At 41.9% G+C, this 15,358-nt stretch carries 10 protein-coding genes; all 10 read left to right on the top strand.

Annotated features, from left to right (window positions below; translation table 11 throughout):
• Positions 1–40 precede the first annotated feature (40 nt).
• The 10 genes from rbfA (at position 41) to ACVC7Q_RS09245 (ending at position 15,160) form a co-directional block, all read left to right on the top strand.
• Positions 41–391 carry a 30S ribosome-binding factor RbfA gene (rbfA, locus tag ACVC7Q_RS09290; RefSeq protein WP_009732309.1) on the top strand — a complete coding sequence of 117 codons (351 nt, stop codon included), beginning with the start codon at positions 41–43 and terminating at the stop codon, positions 389–391.
• 331 nt (positions 392–722) lie between these two features.
• On the top strand, positions 723–2,354 hold the full coding sequence (locus ACVC7Q_RS09285; protein ID WP_447265650.1) for a Na/Pi cotransporter family protein: 1,632 nt from the start codon (positions 723–725) through the stop codon (positions 2,352–2,354).
• Between the two features lie 152 nt (positions 2,355–2,506).
• The gene (gene nagA / locus ACVC7Q_RS09280) at positions 2,507–3,664 is read left to right on the top strand and encodes an N-acetylglucosamine-6-phosphate deacetylase (RefSeq protein ID WP_447265649.1); all 1,158 of its coding nucleotides are present in this window, start codon (positions 2,507–2,509) and stop codon (positions 3,662–3,664) included.
• Between the two features lie 172 nt (positions 3,665–3,836).
• On the top strand, positions 3,837–4,055 hold the full coding sequence (locus ACVC7Q_RS09275; protein ID WP_049515157.1) for a hypothetical protein: 219 nt from the start codon (positions 3,837–3,839) through the stop codon (positions 4,053–4,055).
• Positions 4,052–4,894, top strand: coding sequence for an aldo/keto reductase (locus ACVC7Q_RS09270; protein WP_447265648.1), 843 nt, complete (start codon positions 4,052–4,054; stop codon positions 4,892–4,894). Before ACVC7Q_RS09275 ends, ACVC7Q_RS09270 begins: the two co-directional genes overlap by 4 nt.
• A 269-nt stretch (positions 4,895–5,163) precedes the next feature.
• A complete protein-coding gene (locus ACVC7Q_RS09265) occupies positions 5,164–9,582 on the top strand; it encodes a S8 family serine peptidase (RefSeq protein ID WP_447265647.1) in 4,419 nt (1,472 codons plus the stop codon).
• 508 nt (positions 9,583–10,090) lie between these two features.
• A complete protein-coding gene (gene glyQ / locus ACVC7Q_RS09260; RefSeq protein ID WP_049496776.1) occupies positions 10,091–11,008 on the top strand; it encodes a glycine--tRNA ligase subunit alpha in 918 nt (305 codons plus the stop codon).
• Between the two features lie 278 nt (positions 11,009–11,286).
• Positions 11,287–13,323, top strand: a complete 2,037-nt coding sequence (gene glyS / locus ACVC7Q_RS09255; protein WP_447265646.1) for a glycine--tRNA ligase subunit beta — start codon at positions 11,287–11,289, stop codon at positions 13,321–13,323.
• Between the two features lie 33 nt (positions 13,324–13,356).
• Positions 13,357–13,614, top strand: coding sequence for a DUF896 family protein (locus ACVC7Q_RS09250; protein ID WP_003012632.1), 258 nt, complete (start codon positions 13,357–13,359; stop codon positions 13,612–13,614).
• A 163-nt stretch (positions 13,615–13,777) separates the two neighbouring features.
• A complete protein-coding gene (locus tag ACVC7Q_RS09245; RefSeq protein ID WP_447265645.1) occupies positions 13,778–15,160 on the top strand; it encodes an amino acid permease in 1,383 nt (460 codons plus the stop codon).
• The last annotated feature ends 198 nt before the right edge of the window (positions 15,161–15,358 follow it).

Here is a 15,358-nt window from a genome sequence, read left to right as displayed (position 1 = left end):
GATTTCCTAGTTTTTAAACACAAAGCAGAAAGGAGTTCCTATGGCAAGTCATTTTCGGACAGATCGAGTAGGGATGGAAATCAAGCGTGAAGTCAATGAGATTTTACAAAAGAAAGTTCGTGATCCGCGTGTTCAAGGCGTGACCATCACGGATGTTCAAATGCTAGGCGATTTGTCTATGGCAAAGGTCTATTATTCGATTATGAGTGACCTGGCTTCTGACAATCAAAAAGCTCAAACAGGGCTTGAAAAAGCAACAGGAACCATCAAACGTGAATTAGGTCGGAATTTAAAATTGTACAAAATTCCGGATCTCACTTTTGTGAAAGATGAATCCATCGAGTATGGAAATAAAATTGATGCCATGTTGCGCAATTTGAATAAAGACTAGAGGGGTTGGGACAAAAGTCCTAGCCTCTTAATTGTTTTTGGATTGTCGAGCAAGACGCAGTGGTTGAGTGGGCTCTACTACGCTGATTTCATCAGCTTTTACAGTCCTACTCAACTGTGCAGAGGTGGGACGACGAAATCGAATTCTAACGAATGACCGATTTCTGTCCTACTCTCTCTTTTTTTGTCTCTCCATACAGAAAAATAGAGCCAAAAGGAAAAACGGTTTCAAAAAATTGTAGAAATTTACAGAAATCTCTTGTGTGATTGGAAATTATCCTTTACAATAGGAGAGGAGTTTTATTTCTGATCTCAAATTTGGAGGAATGAACATGTCGATTAACTGGCAGGAAATTGTATTTAACTTTTTGGGAGGCCTGGGTCTCTTTCTCTATAGTATTAAAACCATGGGAGAAGGCTTGCAACAGGCTGCAGGAGATCGACTTCGATACTATATTGATAAATATACGAGTAATCCCTTTCTAGGGGTTCTAGTAGGGATTGGGATGACTGCCTTGATTCAGTCGAGTTCAGGGGTTACAGTGATTACGGTCGGTCTGGTGAGTGCAGGACTTCTAACTCTCCGTCAAGCTATTGGTATTGTTATGGGGGCCAATATTGGAACGACTATTACCTCCTTTATCATTGGTTTTAAATTAGGAGACTACGCTCTTCCCATGCTCTTTATTGGAGCGGTTTGTCTCTTCTTTACCAAAAATCGTTTGGTTAATAATGTTGGACGAATCGTTTTTGGTGTCGGTGGTATCTTCTTTGCCCTCAACTTGATGAGTGGGGCTATGGAACCTCTTAAAGATTTGCAAGTCTTTCGTGACTATATGGTGCAGTTAAGTAAAAGTCCTATCTTGGGTGTCTTTGTCGGATCAGGCTTAACACTTTTGATTCAGGCCTCTTCTGCAACCATTGGTATCTTGCAAAATCTCTATGCTAGTCATTTGATTGACCTGAAAGGGGCCCTCCCAGTTCTCTTTGGTGATAATATCGGAACGACCATTACAGCTATCATTGCTTCCTTGGGAGCGAATATTGCGGCCAAACGTGTGGCGGGTGCCCATGTAGCCTTTAATGTTATCGGAACCATTATCTGTCTTGTCTTCCTTGTTCCGTTTACATCTTTGATTCAATGGTTTGAAACGACTCTTCATTTGTCTCCAGAAATGACCATAGCCTTTGCTCACGGAACCTTTAATATAACCAATACCATCATCCAGTTCCCATTCATTGGAGCTTTGGCATACTTTGTAACCAAACTGATTCCTGGTGAGGATGAGGTGGTCAAATATGAACCGCTCTATTTGGATGAAAACTTGATCAGTCAAGCGCCTTCGATTGCTCTAGGAAATGCGAAAAAAGAGTTGCTCCATTTAGGTGGATATGCAGACAAAGCTTTTAATCTGTCTTATGATTATATTGTTCACCAAAATGAAAAAACAGCTGAAAAAGGTCATAAGACAGAAGAAGCAATTAACACCATTGATGACGATTTGACTCGTTACTTGATTCGTTTGTCGAGTGAAGCCTTGAGTCCTAGAGAAAGTGAAGTTCTCACCAATATCTTAGACTCCTCGCGGGATTTGGAGCGGATTGGGGACCACGCGGAAGCCTTGATCAATCTGACCGATTATTTAATTCGAAAGAAAGTCGTTTTTTCAGAAGCAGCCTTAGCTGAATTGGAGGATATTTACAACCAAACCCATCAATTTGTAGTTGATGCCTTGAAAACTGTTGAGAACAATGATGTGAGTCTTGCAAACCAACTGGTAGTACGTCACGAGGCAATTGAAAAGTTGGAGAAAAGACTTCGGAAAACTCATATTCGTCGTTTGAACCAAGGTGAATGTACGCCACAAGCCGGAGTGAACTTTATTGATATCATTTCTCACTATACACGTGTTGCAGACCATGCCATGAATCTAGCTGAAAAAGTACAAATCGAGCAAATTTAATGAATGTCAAACAGAGTAAGTAGGAAGCTTGCTCTGTTTTTATATGATTCTATCTAAAAATAGGTCTAGACCATTTACAAATGGAAGTGAAAGCGATATAATATGTATGAATATAAATGGAACACAGTTCCTACAATGGAAAGGACGATTTTATGTCTACATATATTAAAGCAGATCAATTCTATTATCCACATGGGGTTCGCCGTGGAGGTTATTTGGAGCTCGTCGATGGCAAGTTTGGAAAACATGTGGAAAGTTTACCAGAAGGAGCAGATGTGCTGGATTATTCAGGTTACAGTATTGCTCCAGGCTTGGTGGATACCCATATTCACGGTTTTGGTGGAGTAGATGTTATGGATAATAATATCGAAGGCACTCTCCATACCATGAGTGAAGGTCTCTTGAGTACCGGGGTCACAAGCTTTTTGCCTACGACTTTGACTTCCTCTTACGAACAACTTTTGGCGGTAACTGAAAATATTGGTGCACGATACAAAGAAGCAACAGGCGCTAAGATTCGCGGTATTTATTTTGAAGGACCTTATTTTACAGAAAAATACAAGGGAGCTCAAAATCCAGCTTATATGAAAGATCCAAGTATGGAAGAATTCCGTGCTTGGCAAAAAGCGGCTAATGGTCTGTTGAATAAGATTGCCCTTGCTCCTGAGCGTGGAGGGGTAGAAGACTTTGTTCGGACCATTACAGGAGAAGGAGTGACAGTCGCCCTGGGACACTCCAATGCTACTTTTGAAGAAGCTAAAAAAGCGGTTGATGCAGGTGCGAGTGTCTGGGTACATGCCTATAATGGTATGCGTGGTTTGACTCACCGTGAACTCGGTATGGTTGGAGCTATGTATGAGTTGCCTCATACTACAGCAGAGTTGATCTGTGATGGCCATCACGTTGATCCGCTAGCTTGTGATATCCTGATGAAACAAAAAGGAAAAGAAAATGTTGCTTTGATTACTGACTGTATGACAGCTGGGGGATTAGAAGACGGGGACTACATGCTTGGGGAATTTCCAGTCGTGGTCGCTGAAGGGACTGCTCGCTTGAAATCAACTGGTAATCTGGCTGGCTCAATCTTGAAATTGAAAGATGGATTAAAAAATGTTGTAGAGTGGGGGATTGCCAACCCTTACGAAGCAGTGATGATGGCTAGTCTCAATCCGGCAAAATCAGTCCATATTGATGATGTTTGTGGTCAAATTCGAAAAGGTTATGATGCGGACTTCATTGTGCTTGATCAAAATTTGGATCTGGTGGCGACCTATCTCGATGGGGTCAAACGTTACCAAGCAATGAACTAGATTCAAGAATCGAAGATAGAACAAACCTCTCTAGGTCATACCTAGAGAGGTTTTTGTGATGTATTCATAGGGGGGATCAGTATGTAGGAGCTTTTTTGTTTACCATTGGTAGTGCAATTTTGTGAATGCTGTCTTTTCATGCTATAATGGGAATTGAAATGTGAGGTAGCTTATGAAGGCAATTGATATACGTTTTTTATTGATGGGAATTTTTTTCTTGCTTTATGGTATTGTAAGAAAAAATATTTTTATTGTGATCGTTGGTGGGGCGTTCTTAGTTTATAGTTTTTATAGCAAGAAGATGGAGCCAACCAAGAAAAATATTTTTAAGCCAGAGCTCAAGCTTCGAGGGCCTAAGAAACCGAAATCGAAGAAAGGAAAGAAAAAATGAATCATTATCGTTTAAATAATGGGGTGGAGATTCCTGTATTGGGATTTGGAACTTGGAAAGCAGCGGATGGAGAAGAGGCCTATCAGGCTGTTTTAGCTGCTTTAAAAGCAGGTTACCGGCATATCGATACAGCTGCGATTTATCAAAATGAAGAGAGCGTTGGTCGGGCGATCAAGGATAGTGGTCTTAAACGCGAAGACTTGTTTATTACCACCAAACTTTGGAATACTCATCACACCTATGAAGATGCTCAAGCTGCTTTGGACGAGTCTCTTGAGAAACTGGGTTTGGACTATGTCGATCTTTATTTGATTCATTGGCCAAATCCAAAACCCCTTCGAGAAAATGATGCTTGGAAAGTGCGAAACGCTGAGGTTTGGCGAGCCATGGAAGATATGCTAGCTACTGGTAAGGTTCGGGCTATTGGCATTAGCAATTTTCTTCCTCATCATTTGGAAGCACTCCTTGAAACAGCTCGGGTCATCCCGGCTGTGAACCAAATTCGTCTAGCACCTGGGGTTTACCAAAGCGAAGCCATTGCTGCAAGTCGCAAGCATGGTATCTTACTAGAGGCTTGGGGACCTTTTGGCCAAGGGGAGTTGTTCCAAAATGAACAAGTAAAAGAAATGGCTACTAAATATGGAAAGACCGTTGCTCAACTAGCCTTAGCTTGGAGTTTACAAGAAGGCTTCCTTCCATTGCCAAAATCGGTTACGCCTGAGCGGATTGCGAGTAATCTAAATTGCTTTGATTTTGAATTGGCGGCAGATGATGTGGAACTCCTGCGCCATCTTCCGGTTGAAGCAGGTGCACCAGATCCGGACACCAAAGATTTTTAAAAGAGAATTTCTATTCATTAATGAAAACCGAGGACAGTTTCGTTCTCGGTTTTTAAAATCCTTTCATTTATGAAATAATTTCAAGACTCCAACAAAAACAGATGTTCTATAATATTTTCCTGTTCAACTTCAAAAAATTCCGAACGAAAATAAGTTAATAGTTAGTAATATTCGTAAATGTTACATTTGTGTTACAATTTGTTTTTTGAATGAATTTTCAGATAATTTTGCGTTATAATAGTTACTATTAAAATAAAAGGGGAGTTTCTATGAATAGACAAGAACGTTTTTCATTAAGAAAATACAAATTTGGTGTAGCCTCGGTTTTATTAGGGGCTGTTTTGGTATTTGGATCTGCACAAGCGAGTGCAGAAGAACAAGCAGCGAGCCAAACGAGTGCTGGAACACAACTTGTAGCAACTACTCAACAGACACCTGCTGAGAAAGAATATTCACAAGCAACAGAAGCAAGTACAGCAGTTGCTAGTGAGAAAGTAGCAGTTGCAAATGAAGCAACAGTTGCTGAAAAGACAAGTAATACAGCAGAAGCAGCTGTAGTTGAAAAAACAGAAGCACCGAAAGAGGTAGCTGCTGGTCCAGAAACAAAACCGGAAGTAGCGGAAAAACCTGTTGAAAAAGCAACAGTAGTGGCTACTGCGACAAGTTCGGAAACAACGAATCGCCATGAGGCGGCTGAAAAACCTCAAAGCATCGAAAGTGACGAAATTATTACTGTTCCACAAACCTGGAAGCAAGGCTACAAAGGGGAAGGGATGGTTGTCGCCGTCATCGACTCTGGCTTGGATGTGAACCACGAGGTTCTTCGGATTACCGATCCTTCAAAAGCTAAGTTTAAAAACCAAGAAGAAATCGAAGCTGCTAAGAAAGCAGCAGGAATTGATTATGGTAAATGGTACAACGACAAAGTTGTCTATGCTTATGACTATTTTGATGGCACTGACAATATTAAAGAGGCCGAAAGAGATTCTCACGGGATGCACGTTACAGGGATTGCGACAGGGAATCCTGATAAAGCAGCAGGAAACGGAGAAAAGATCTATGGTGTAGCACCAGAAGCGCAAGTTATGTTTATGCGTGTCTTTTCAGATCGTCAAAAAACAACTGGTTCTGCCCTTTATGTAAAAGCAATTGATGATGCTGTAGCTCTTGGTGCAGATACCATCAATATGAGTCTGGGATCTTCTACTGGTTCTATGGTCAACGCAGGTTCAGATATCCTTGATGCCATCAAACGGGCGCGTGCTAAAGGTGTATCTGTCCTAATCTCTGCAGGAAATAGCAATACTTTTGGGAATGGTTATTCAAGACCAGCTGCAGAAAATCCAGATTACGGCTTGGTCGGAAATCCTTCAACAGTAGAGGACTCCATCTCTGTTGCTTCTATCAACAATAAAATCATTACCACAGAAGTTTTTGAAGTCAAAGGCCTTGAAGGAAATGCAGAATTAGATAACGGGAAGTTTGACTACAGTAAATCTGCAACAGATACAGACTTTGAAAAAGGCAAAGAATATGAGTATGTATCTGTTGGTCTTGGGAAAGAAGATGATTTCAAAGATCTAGATCTTACTGGTAAATTAGCGCTTATTCAACGTGGAGAAATCCCATTCACAGAAAAAATTGCTAATGCCCTCCATCATGGTGCAGTAGGGGCTTTGGTCTACAATAATGTGGAAGGATCAAACCTTGGAATGTCAATTGATGGGGATGCTAAGAAAATTCCATCTGTCTTCATTTCAAAACGCTATGGGGAAGCTCTTAAAGCTGGATCTTACAAAGTTGTCTTTAACAATACCATGGCCAACCGTCCATCTCCAGAAGCAGACCAATTGTCTGATTTCTCAAGCTGGGGTGTAACAACAGATGGTCAGTTAAAACCAGATGTCACAGCACCTGGTGGGAACATCTTCTCTTCTTTAAATGACAATACCTATGGGGATATGAGTGGTACTAGTATGGCTTCACCTCACGTAGCAGGTGTTGCAGCCTTGGTTAAAGAATACCTTGTGAAGAACCATCCAGAATTGACTCCAGAACAAGTTTCTGAAACAGTGAAAGCCTTGATCATGTCTACGGCTAAACCACACGTTAACAAAGAAACGGGTGCTTATACTTCACCACGCCAACAAGGAGCAGGGGTGGTCGATACAGCAGCAGCCGTTTCAACCGACTTGTATGTGACCGGTGAAAACAACTATCCAAGCGTCACTCTTGGTAATGTTGGAGATAGCTTTACATTTGATGTGACGGTTCACAATATTTCAGATACCGATCGTACCTTGAAAATGTTGGTGAATACTGACACAGATGAAGTAAAAGATGGTAAATTTACCCTCCGTCCACGTAAATTGACTGAAACAGCTTGGCCTGAAGTAACTGTGAAAGCTCATAGTTCTGAAACAGTTACGGTGAAAGTCGATACAAGTAAATTCACAGAAGAATTGAGCAAAGAAATGCCAAACGGCTATTTCCTTGAAGGATTTGTTCGCTTTGTTGATCCGGCTGATGATGGAGATGTGGTCAGCTTGCCATTTATGGGCTTCAAGGGAGAATTCCAAAATCTTCCCGCTGTTGAAAAGCCAGTCTATGATTTGGTTCGCGAAGGAAAAGATGGATTCTACTACCATATTCCAAAAGATTTGAATATCTCTTCTAGTGCGAATGTTTCTGCACTCGTCACTCAGCAAAATGACTTCCTTCTCACTCAAGGAAAACGAGACGGTCGTCGGATTACAGTCCTTGGTATTGACGAAAATGCAGAAGGAACTCACACCCTTCAACTAGATGAAAACGGAAATGTTCGCATTGCCATTTCACCAAATGAAGATGGAAATAAAGATTTCGTCGAATACAAAACGGTTGCGCTTCGAAACATTGAAAATCTTCGTGCAAGTGTCTACGCAGCAAGTGATATGGAACATAAAAATCCATTGTGGGAAGGAACGCCATCTGACCATCGTAAGAACTTCTTCAACGGTGACCAAAAGAATCCACGCAGCTACACATTAGATAATACTGCTTGGAATGGTATTGATGCGAATGGAAATGCGGTAGCAGATGGTCTATATGATTATGTCATCCGTTACACCCCAATGGTTCCTGGAGCTGAGGAGCAATCAACGACCTTCAAGGTTCGGGTTGATACTCAAAAACCAGTGATTACATCTGGCTATATTCGCTTTAAAGACGGAGCACAACAGTTTGTTGCACGTAAAGCCAAAGATGTTGGTGAAGGCGGTATCTTGACAGAAAAACTAGTTTATGTCACACCATTTGATGAACAAGGAACGATGGTCCAAACCAGTGAAGATAAGAATGGTACTCGTGCGCTTGAAAATTACCATGTGATCAAGGCCAATGAAGATGGTAGCTTCGATCTTCCTGAAAACATCGATAAGAAGAATATCTACTACTACGTAGAGGACTTTGCGGGGAATGTAGACTATGTTTCACTAGCTGATTTAGTTCGGGATCAAAATAGTGGTCGGGTTCAAATTGCTGTTCGTGACGCTAAAACGAACAAAGATTTGGATACTATGTATGTTTACCGAATCAAAGATAGCAATGGTCAATATGTATCAGTTGACAAGACAAAAGATATTAACTTCTTAAACTTCGGTCATTACACTGCAGAAATCTTTACGTATGATCGTACGGAAGTGAAATTTGTCAGCAGCTTGACGCAAGAATTTGATTTGACAGAAGAGAATAGTTTCCAAACGATCGCTTTTCTTGCCAATACTTTAGAATATGCACCAGTTAGCATCAGCTTTGATCAACCGGTTTCAAAAGCAGCTACGATCGTATTAAAAGGTGCTGAAGGTGAAAACTTTGTATTGCCTGCTGAAAAATATGGAAAAAATGGCTTTGGGAAATCTGTCGCAACTGGTCAATATACCTTAGTTGCAACCCTTCCTACAGGCTATGAACTAGCTGAGGAAGCACCAGTGATCTCAGTTGTCGCAGGGCGCAATAACAATTATCGTATTGGAGTGATCTCGAAAGTGGATCTCTTGGCTGCTTTAAACAACCAAGCAGATGTTACAAAGACAGCTCAATACTTCAATGCCAGTGCGGATAAGAAGGAAGCCTATGATCAAGCCTTACAAGCGGCCCAAGCAGCCTTGACCAACAAGGTTAGTCAAGAGCAAGTCAACCAAGCTCTAGCTAGTTTTGAAGCTGCTAGCCAAGCTTTGGATGGGAAAGACTCAAACGTTGCGGCTTTGAAAGAAGCCATGCAAGCTTATGATGCTACGACTAAAACGGGTCGTTATGCTAATGCCAAAGAAAAAGTACGTCGAGACTACGATCGCGCTTTCCAAACAGTGGCCTTGCTTGCAGTTGATCCAACTGTGAAACAAGAACAAATCAATCAAGCACTTGCTGAGCTTAGCCGTGCGGAAGGAAAATTAAACGGGAAAGCAACTGATTTTTCAAGCCTTAAAAAATACATCAAGGAAGAATTGAAGTTCCAAGAAAAGAATGCTAAATTCATCTATGCTGGAAATGAAGAAAAAGAAGCTTACCTAGCAGCCTTCAAGGATGCACAAACCATCCTTTCAAATCCAGGAGCAAGCCAACAAGATGTAAAAGATGCTTTGACAGCCTTGAAAAATGCCAAGAAAAAACTTCATGGTAAAAAACCAAAAGCTGCAAAACGTCCATAAGAAAAACAAAATAGTTTGTTAGCCTAGAATCCATCTGAAACATTTGTTTCAGATGGATTTTTATTTACAAGTACCTAAAAATTTGCTATAATACTAGTCAAGAAAGAAGGGCTTATGGCGTTTTTCTAGCGAGCTTGGGATAGTGAAAGCCAAGTAGAGCAAAGTAGGCAAGTGGCGCTTTCTATCAGCAAAAGTTGAGTAAAGTAAAATAAAATGAAGTAATAAATTAGGGTGGAACCGCGTTTTTGACGCCCCTAGGTCAAATGACTTAGGAGTGAAGACACGGTTCTTTTTGTATTCTGAGTCACAAAGATAAAATGAAGGAGTATTCAATGTCTAAGAAATTAACATTTCACTGTGTCAGTGGCAGAGACCTCCTTACAGTCGGACTGCCCCGCGCTCAGCACTAGGGTGCCTGAGCTAAACGCAGTACTAACTCGTCTTGCCTCGTACGATCGACGAGGCAGACTCGTGTCGCAAGAAATCGTTTTTAATCAAGGAGTATTCAATGTCTAAGAAATTAACATTTCAAGAAATTATTTTGACTTTGCAACAATACTGGAATGACCAGGGTTGTATGCTCATGCAGGCTTATGATAACGAAAAAGGTGCGGGAACTATGAGTCCTTACACCTTCCTTCGTGCCATTGGTCCGGAACCATGGAATGCGGCTTATGTAGAGCCATCTCGTCGTCCAGCTGATGGACGTTATGGGGAAAACCCAAACCGTCTTTACCAGCACCACCAATTCCAAGTGGTTATGAAACCTTCTCCATCAAACATCCAAGAGCTCTACCTTGAGTCATTGGAAAAATTGGGCATCGATCCTTTGGAACACGATATTCGTTTCGTTGAAGACAACTGGGAAAACCCATCAACTGGTTCAGCTGGTCTTGGTTGGGAAGTGTGGCTTGACGGTATGGAAATCACTCAGTTTACCTACTTCCAACAAGTTGGTGGATTGGCAACTGGTCCGGTAACTTCTGAGGTCACTTACGGTTTGGAACGTTTGGCTTCTTACATCCAAGAAGTAGATTCTGTTTACGATATTGAGTGGGCTCCAGGCGTTAAATACGGAGAAATCTTCCTTCAACCAGAATACGAACACTCAAAATACAGCTTTGAAGTTTCTGACCAAGACATGCTTCTTGAAAACTTCGAAAAATTTGAAAAAGAAGCAGGACGTGCTTTGGAATTGGGTCTGGTTCACCCTGCCTATGACTACGTTTTGAAATGTTCACACACCTTCAACTTGCTTGACGCTCGTGGAGCAGTATCCGTTACAGAACGTGCCGGTTACATTGCCCGCATCCGTAACTTGGCCCGTGTCGTAGCCAAAACCTTCGTCGCAGAACGTAAGAAACTTGGTTACCCACTTCTTGACGAAGCCACACGCGCAAAACTCCTAGCAGAAGAGGAAGAATAAGCGTTACAAGAATGGAAAATGGGCAAACAAAGTGAGCCCACATGGCTACCCAGAGGCAAGTCGAAGACTTGCTAAAGGGATAGGCGCCGCCGTACTGGTATATGGGGATTGTTGAAACGTTAGGTTCAAAAATCAGTTAGCTAAATCCACTTTGATGAGACTGTTGGAAATCTATGTCAAGGAGACACCAGATTTCCATACAGCCTCACAAAGTTAGTTAGCAACGTCCCCAGTACCTAAGGTGCCTATCAAAAAAAGAATTTTGTAAAGGAAAAAACATGACAAAAAACTTACTAGTAGAACTTGGACTTGAAGAGTTGCCAGCCTACGTTGTCACACCAAGTGAAAAACAACTCGGTGAGAAAATGGCAGCCTTCTTGGATGACAACCGTCTTTCATACGAAAGCATTCAAACCTTCTCAACACCACGCCGTTTGGCCGTCCGTGTACTTGGCTTGGCTGATCAACAATCGGATTTGACTGAAGATTTTAAAGGACCTTCTAAGAAAATCGCCTTGGATGCTGATGGAAACTTCTCAAAAGCAGCGCAAGGCTTTGTACGTGGAAAAGGCTTGACTGTAGATGACATCGAATTCCGTGAAGTTAAGGGTGAAGAATACGTTTACGTGACGAAACATGAAGCTGGAAAGCCTGCCAAAGAAGTCTTGGCTGGCGTTCCAGAAGTACTTGCTTCATTGACTTTCCCTGTAAGCATGCACTGGGCTAACAACACCTTTGAATACATTCGCCCAGTTCATACCTTGATTGTCCTTTTGGGTGATGAAGCGCTTGACCTCGACTTCTTGGATATCCATTCAGGTCGTGTGAGTCGCGGACACCGTTTCCTTGGACATGAAGTGGAAATTACCAATGCGGATTCGTACGAAGAAGACCTTCGTACCGTTTACGTCATTGCAGACAGCAAAGAGCGTGAAAACATGATTCGTGAGCAAATCAAGGCTATCGAAGCAGAACAAAGTGTTCGAGTCCAAATCGAAGAAGGACTTTTGAACGAAGTCTTGAACTTGGTGGAATACCCTACAGCCTTTATGGGAAGCTTTGACACTAAATATTTGGACGTTCCAGAAGAAGTCTTGGTGACCTCAATGGAAACCCACCAACGTTACTTTGTTGTACGTGACCTTGATGGTAAGTTGAAACCAAACTTCATCTCAGTCCGTAACGGTAACGCCGAGCACTTGGAAAATGTTGTTCGAGGAAATGAAAAAGTCTTGGTGGCCCGTCTAGAAGATGGTGAATTCTTCTGGCGTGAAGACCAAAAACTCAAGATTGAAGACCTGGTTGCTAAATTGGCACACGTGACTTTCCATGAAAAAATTGGTTCCCTTTCAGAACACATGGCTCGTGCCGGTGTCATTGCAGCATCACTAGCTGAACAAGCTGGTTTGACTGCTGAAGAAAGGGCAGCCGTAGCTCGTGCAGCTGAAATCTACAAATTTGACCTCTTGACGGGTATGGTCGGAGAGTTCGATGAATTGCAAGGAATCATGGGTGAAAAATACGCCCTCCTTGCTGGTGAGGATCTTGCAGTAGCGACAGCTATCCGTGAGCACTACCTTCCTGATTCAGCAGATGGAGCCCTTCCAGAGACTAAGGTTGGTGCTATCCTTGCGCTTGCAGATAAATTAGATACCCTCCTTTCCTTCTTCTCTGTTGGCTTGATTCCATCAGGTTCAAACGACCCTTATGCGCTTCGTCGTGCAACACAAGGAATTGTTCGTATCTTGGATGCCTTTGGTTGGCACATCCCTATGGATGAGTTGATCGACAGCCTTTACGCTCTTTCATTTGCTAGTCTTTCTTATGACAATCAAGCAGAAGTACTTAACTTCATCAAGGCGCGTGTGGACAAGATGATGGGACGCACATCTAAAGACATCAAGGAAGCTGTACTTGCTGGTTCAAACTTTATCGTAGCAGATATGCTGGAAGCAGCAGATGCTCTCTCAGAAGCTGCTAAGACGGATGGCTATAAGGCAGCTGTTGAATCACTCTCACGTGCCTTCAACTTGGCAGAAAAAGCAGATGCTTCAGTAGCAGTCGATGCTAGTCTCTTTGAAAATGATCAAGAAAAGGCCCTTGCTAAGGCGATTGAAGAATTAGAATTGACTGGTTCAGCTAGTGATAAATTGGCACAGCTCTTTGCTCTTAGTCCAGTCATCGATGCCTTCTTTGACAACACGATGGTAATGGCAGAGGATGAAGCTGTTAAAAACAACCGTTTGGCCCTTCTTGCAGGTCTAGTGTCTAAAGCCAATGCTGTTGCAGCCTTTAACCAATTGAACACAAAATAATAACCTGATGGCAGGTAGAAAGTGGGTCTTATTATGACACCTGAAAAAATTGCTCGGATCAATGAGCTTGCTAAAAAGAAAAAAACAGAAGGTTTGACGCCAGAAGAAGCAGTGGAACAAGCAAAACTTCGCGAAGAATACATTGAGGGTTATCGTCGTTCCGTTCGTCACCACATCGAAGGAATCAAAATTGTGGATGAAGAAGGAAATGATGTGACACCTGAGAAACTACGCCAAGTGCAACGGGAAAAAGGTTTGCATGGCCGTAGTCTCGATGACCCCAATTCATAATTAAAAGAGTGCTGGAAGAAACTCCAGCACTCTTTTGTACCTTCAAAATTCAGAACATTCTGGACTAGATTGACCAATTTTTTAAAACGTGGTATAGTAGATTGAGTGAAAATTGAAAGTATACTTTTCTGAAAAAGTACAGAAAAAGAATTGGAGTAATCATATGTCAAAAAAACATCATCCTAGTCAAGAAACTGAAAATGGGATGGTTCGTGGTCTGCAAAATCGCCATGTTCAGTTGATTGCTATTGCAGGAACCATCGGAACAGGGCTCTTTCTTGGAGCTGGTCGTTCCCTTTCTTTGACGGGTCCGTCTATTATTTTAGTCTATATGCTGACTGGAGCTTTCATGTACTTCATGATGAGGGCGATTGGCGAGATGCTGTATATGGATCCAGATCAACATACCTTTATCAACTTTATTACCAAGTACTTAGGAAAGGGTTGGGGCTATTTTTCAGGATGGTCCTATTGGGTTTCCTTGGTATTTCTTGGGATGGCAGAAATTACAGCCGTTTCCAACTATGTTCAGCTCTGGTTCCCTAATTGGCCAGCCTGGCAGATTCAAATTATCTTTTTAGCGCTTTTAAGTTGTGTAAACTTGATCGCTGTGAAAGTTTTTGGAGAGGTTGAATTCTGGTTTGGAATGATCAAGATTGTCACTATTTTAGCCCTGATCGCTACAGGGATCTTTATGGTGACGACGAATTTTGAAACACCAGCTGGACATGCTAGCTTAACCAATATTACCAATGGTTTTCAAATGTTTCCAAATGGTTGGGTCAAGTTTGTTATGGCCTTTCAAATGGTCTTCTTTGCTTATCAAGCGATTGAGTTTGTTGGAATTACCACATCAGAGACAGCCAATCCCCGTCAGGTCTTACCGAAAGCCATTAAAGAAATTCCGATTCGGATTGTGATCTTTTATGTAGGGGCTTTGTTGGCGATCATGGCTATTTTCCCTTGGCAACAGCTTCCCGTCAATAAATCACCATTTGTGACGGTCTTTCAGTTGGTAGGAATCAAGTGGGCAGCAGGATTGATTAATTTTGTTGTGCTGACAGCTGCCGCATCCTCCTTGAATTCCACTCTCTATTCAACAGGGCGTCACTTGTACCAGATTGCAAAAGAAACGCCAAACAGTAAAGTGATGAATCGTTTGAAGTTGAATAGCTTGTCTCGCATGGGAATTCCAAGTCGCGCGATTATTTTTTCTGCGATTGTGGTTGCTGTTTCAGCCTTTATCAATGTCTTGCCAGGTGTATCAGATGCCTTTGCCTTGATTACGGCATCTTCTTCGGGTGTCTACATTGCTATTTATATTTTGACCATGTTATCCCATCTTAAGTACCGTAAATCAAAAGAATTTATGCCAGATGGTTTTGTCATGCCAGCCTATAAAGTGTTGAATCCATTGACCATTGTTTTCTTCCTCTTTGTATTCGTTTGTCTCTTCTTGCAAGAATCAACATACATTGGAGCGATTGGAGCAACCATCTGGATCATTCTTTTTGGGATCTACAGCAATTGGAAACATAATAAATAAACAGCAAGAGGCTGGGGCAAAAGTCCTAGCCTCTCAATTGTTTTTGGATTGTTGAGCAAGACGCAGTGGTTGAGTGGGCTCTACTACGCTGATTTCATCAGTTTTTACAGCCCTACTCAACTGTGCGGAGGTGGGACGACGAAATCGAATTCTAACGAATTACCGATTTCTGTCCCACTCTCTTTACTATTTCAGAGC

Source organism: Streptococcus sp. W151 (assembly GCF_053010205.1).
This window is presented reverse-complemented; position numbering and strand designations above follow the sequence as displayed.

Coding starts and splice junctions, on each gene's coding strand:
- ACVC7Q_RS09270 (WP_447265648.1), top strand. CDS start 4,052: ATGAATCATTATCGTTTAAATAATGGGGTGGAGATTCCTGTATTGGGA.
- ACVC7Q_RS09275 (WP_049515157.1), top strand. CDS start 3,837: ATGAAGGCAATTGATATACGTTTTTTATTGATGGGAATTTTTTTCTTG.
- ACVC7Q_RS09265 (WP_447265647.1), top strand. CDS start 5,164: ATGAATAGACAAGAACGTTTTTCATTAAGAAAATACAAATTTGGTGTA.
- ACVC7Q_RS09285 (WP_447265650.1), top strand. CDS start 723: ATGTCGATTAACTGGCAGGAAATTGTATTTAACTTTTTGGGAGGCCTG.
- glyS (WP_447265646.1), top strand. CDS start 11,287: ATGACAAAAAACTTACTAGTAGAACTTGGACTTGAAGAGTTGCCAGCC.
- rbfA (WP_009732309.1), top strand. CDS start 41: ATGGCAAGTCATTTTCGGACAGATCGAGTAGGGATGGAAATCAAGCGT.
- ACVC7Q_RS09250 (WP_003012632.1), top strand. CDS start 13,357: ATGACACCTGAAAAAATTGCTCGGATCAATGAGCTTGCTAAAAAGAAA.
- ACVC7Q_RS09245 (WP_447265645.1), top strand. CDS start 13,778: ATGTCAAAAAAACATCATCCTAGTCAAGAAACTGAAAATGGGATGGTT.
- glyQ (WP_049496776.1), top strand. CDS start 10,091: ATGTCTAAGAAATTAACATTTCAAGAAATTATTTTGACTTTGCAACAA.
- nagA (WP_447265649.1), top strand. CDS start 2,507: ATGTCTACATATATTAAAGCAGATCAATTCTATTATCCACATGGGGTT.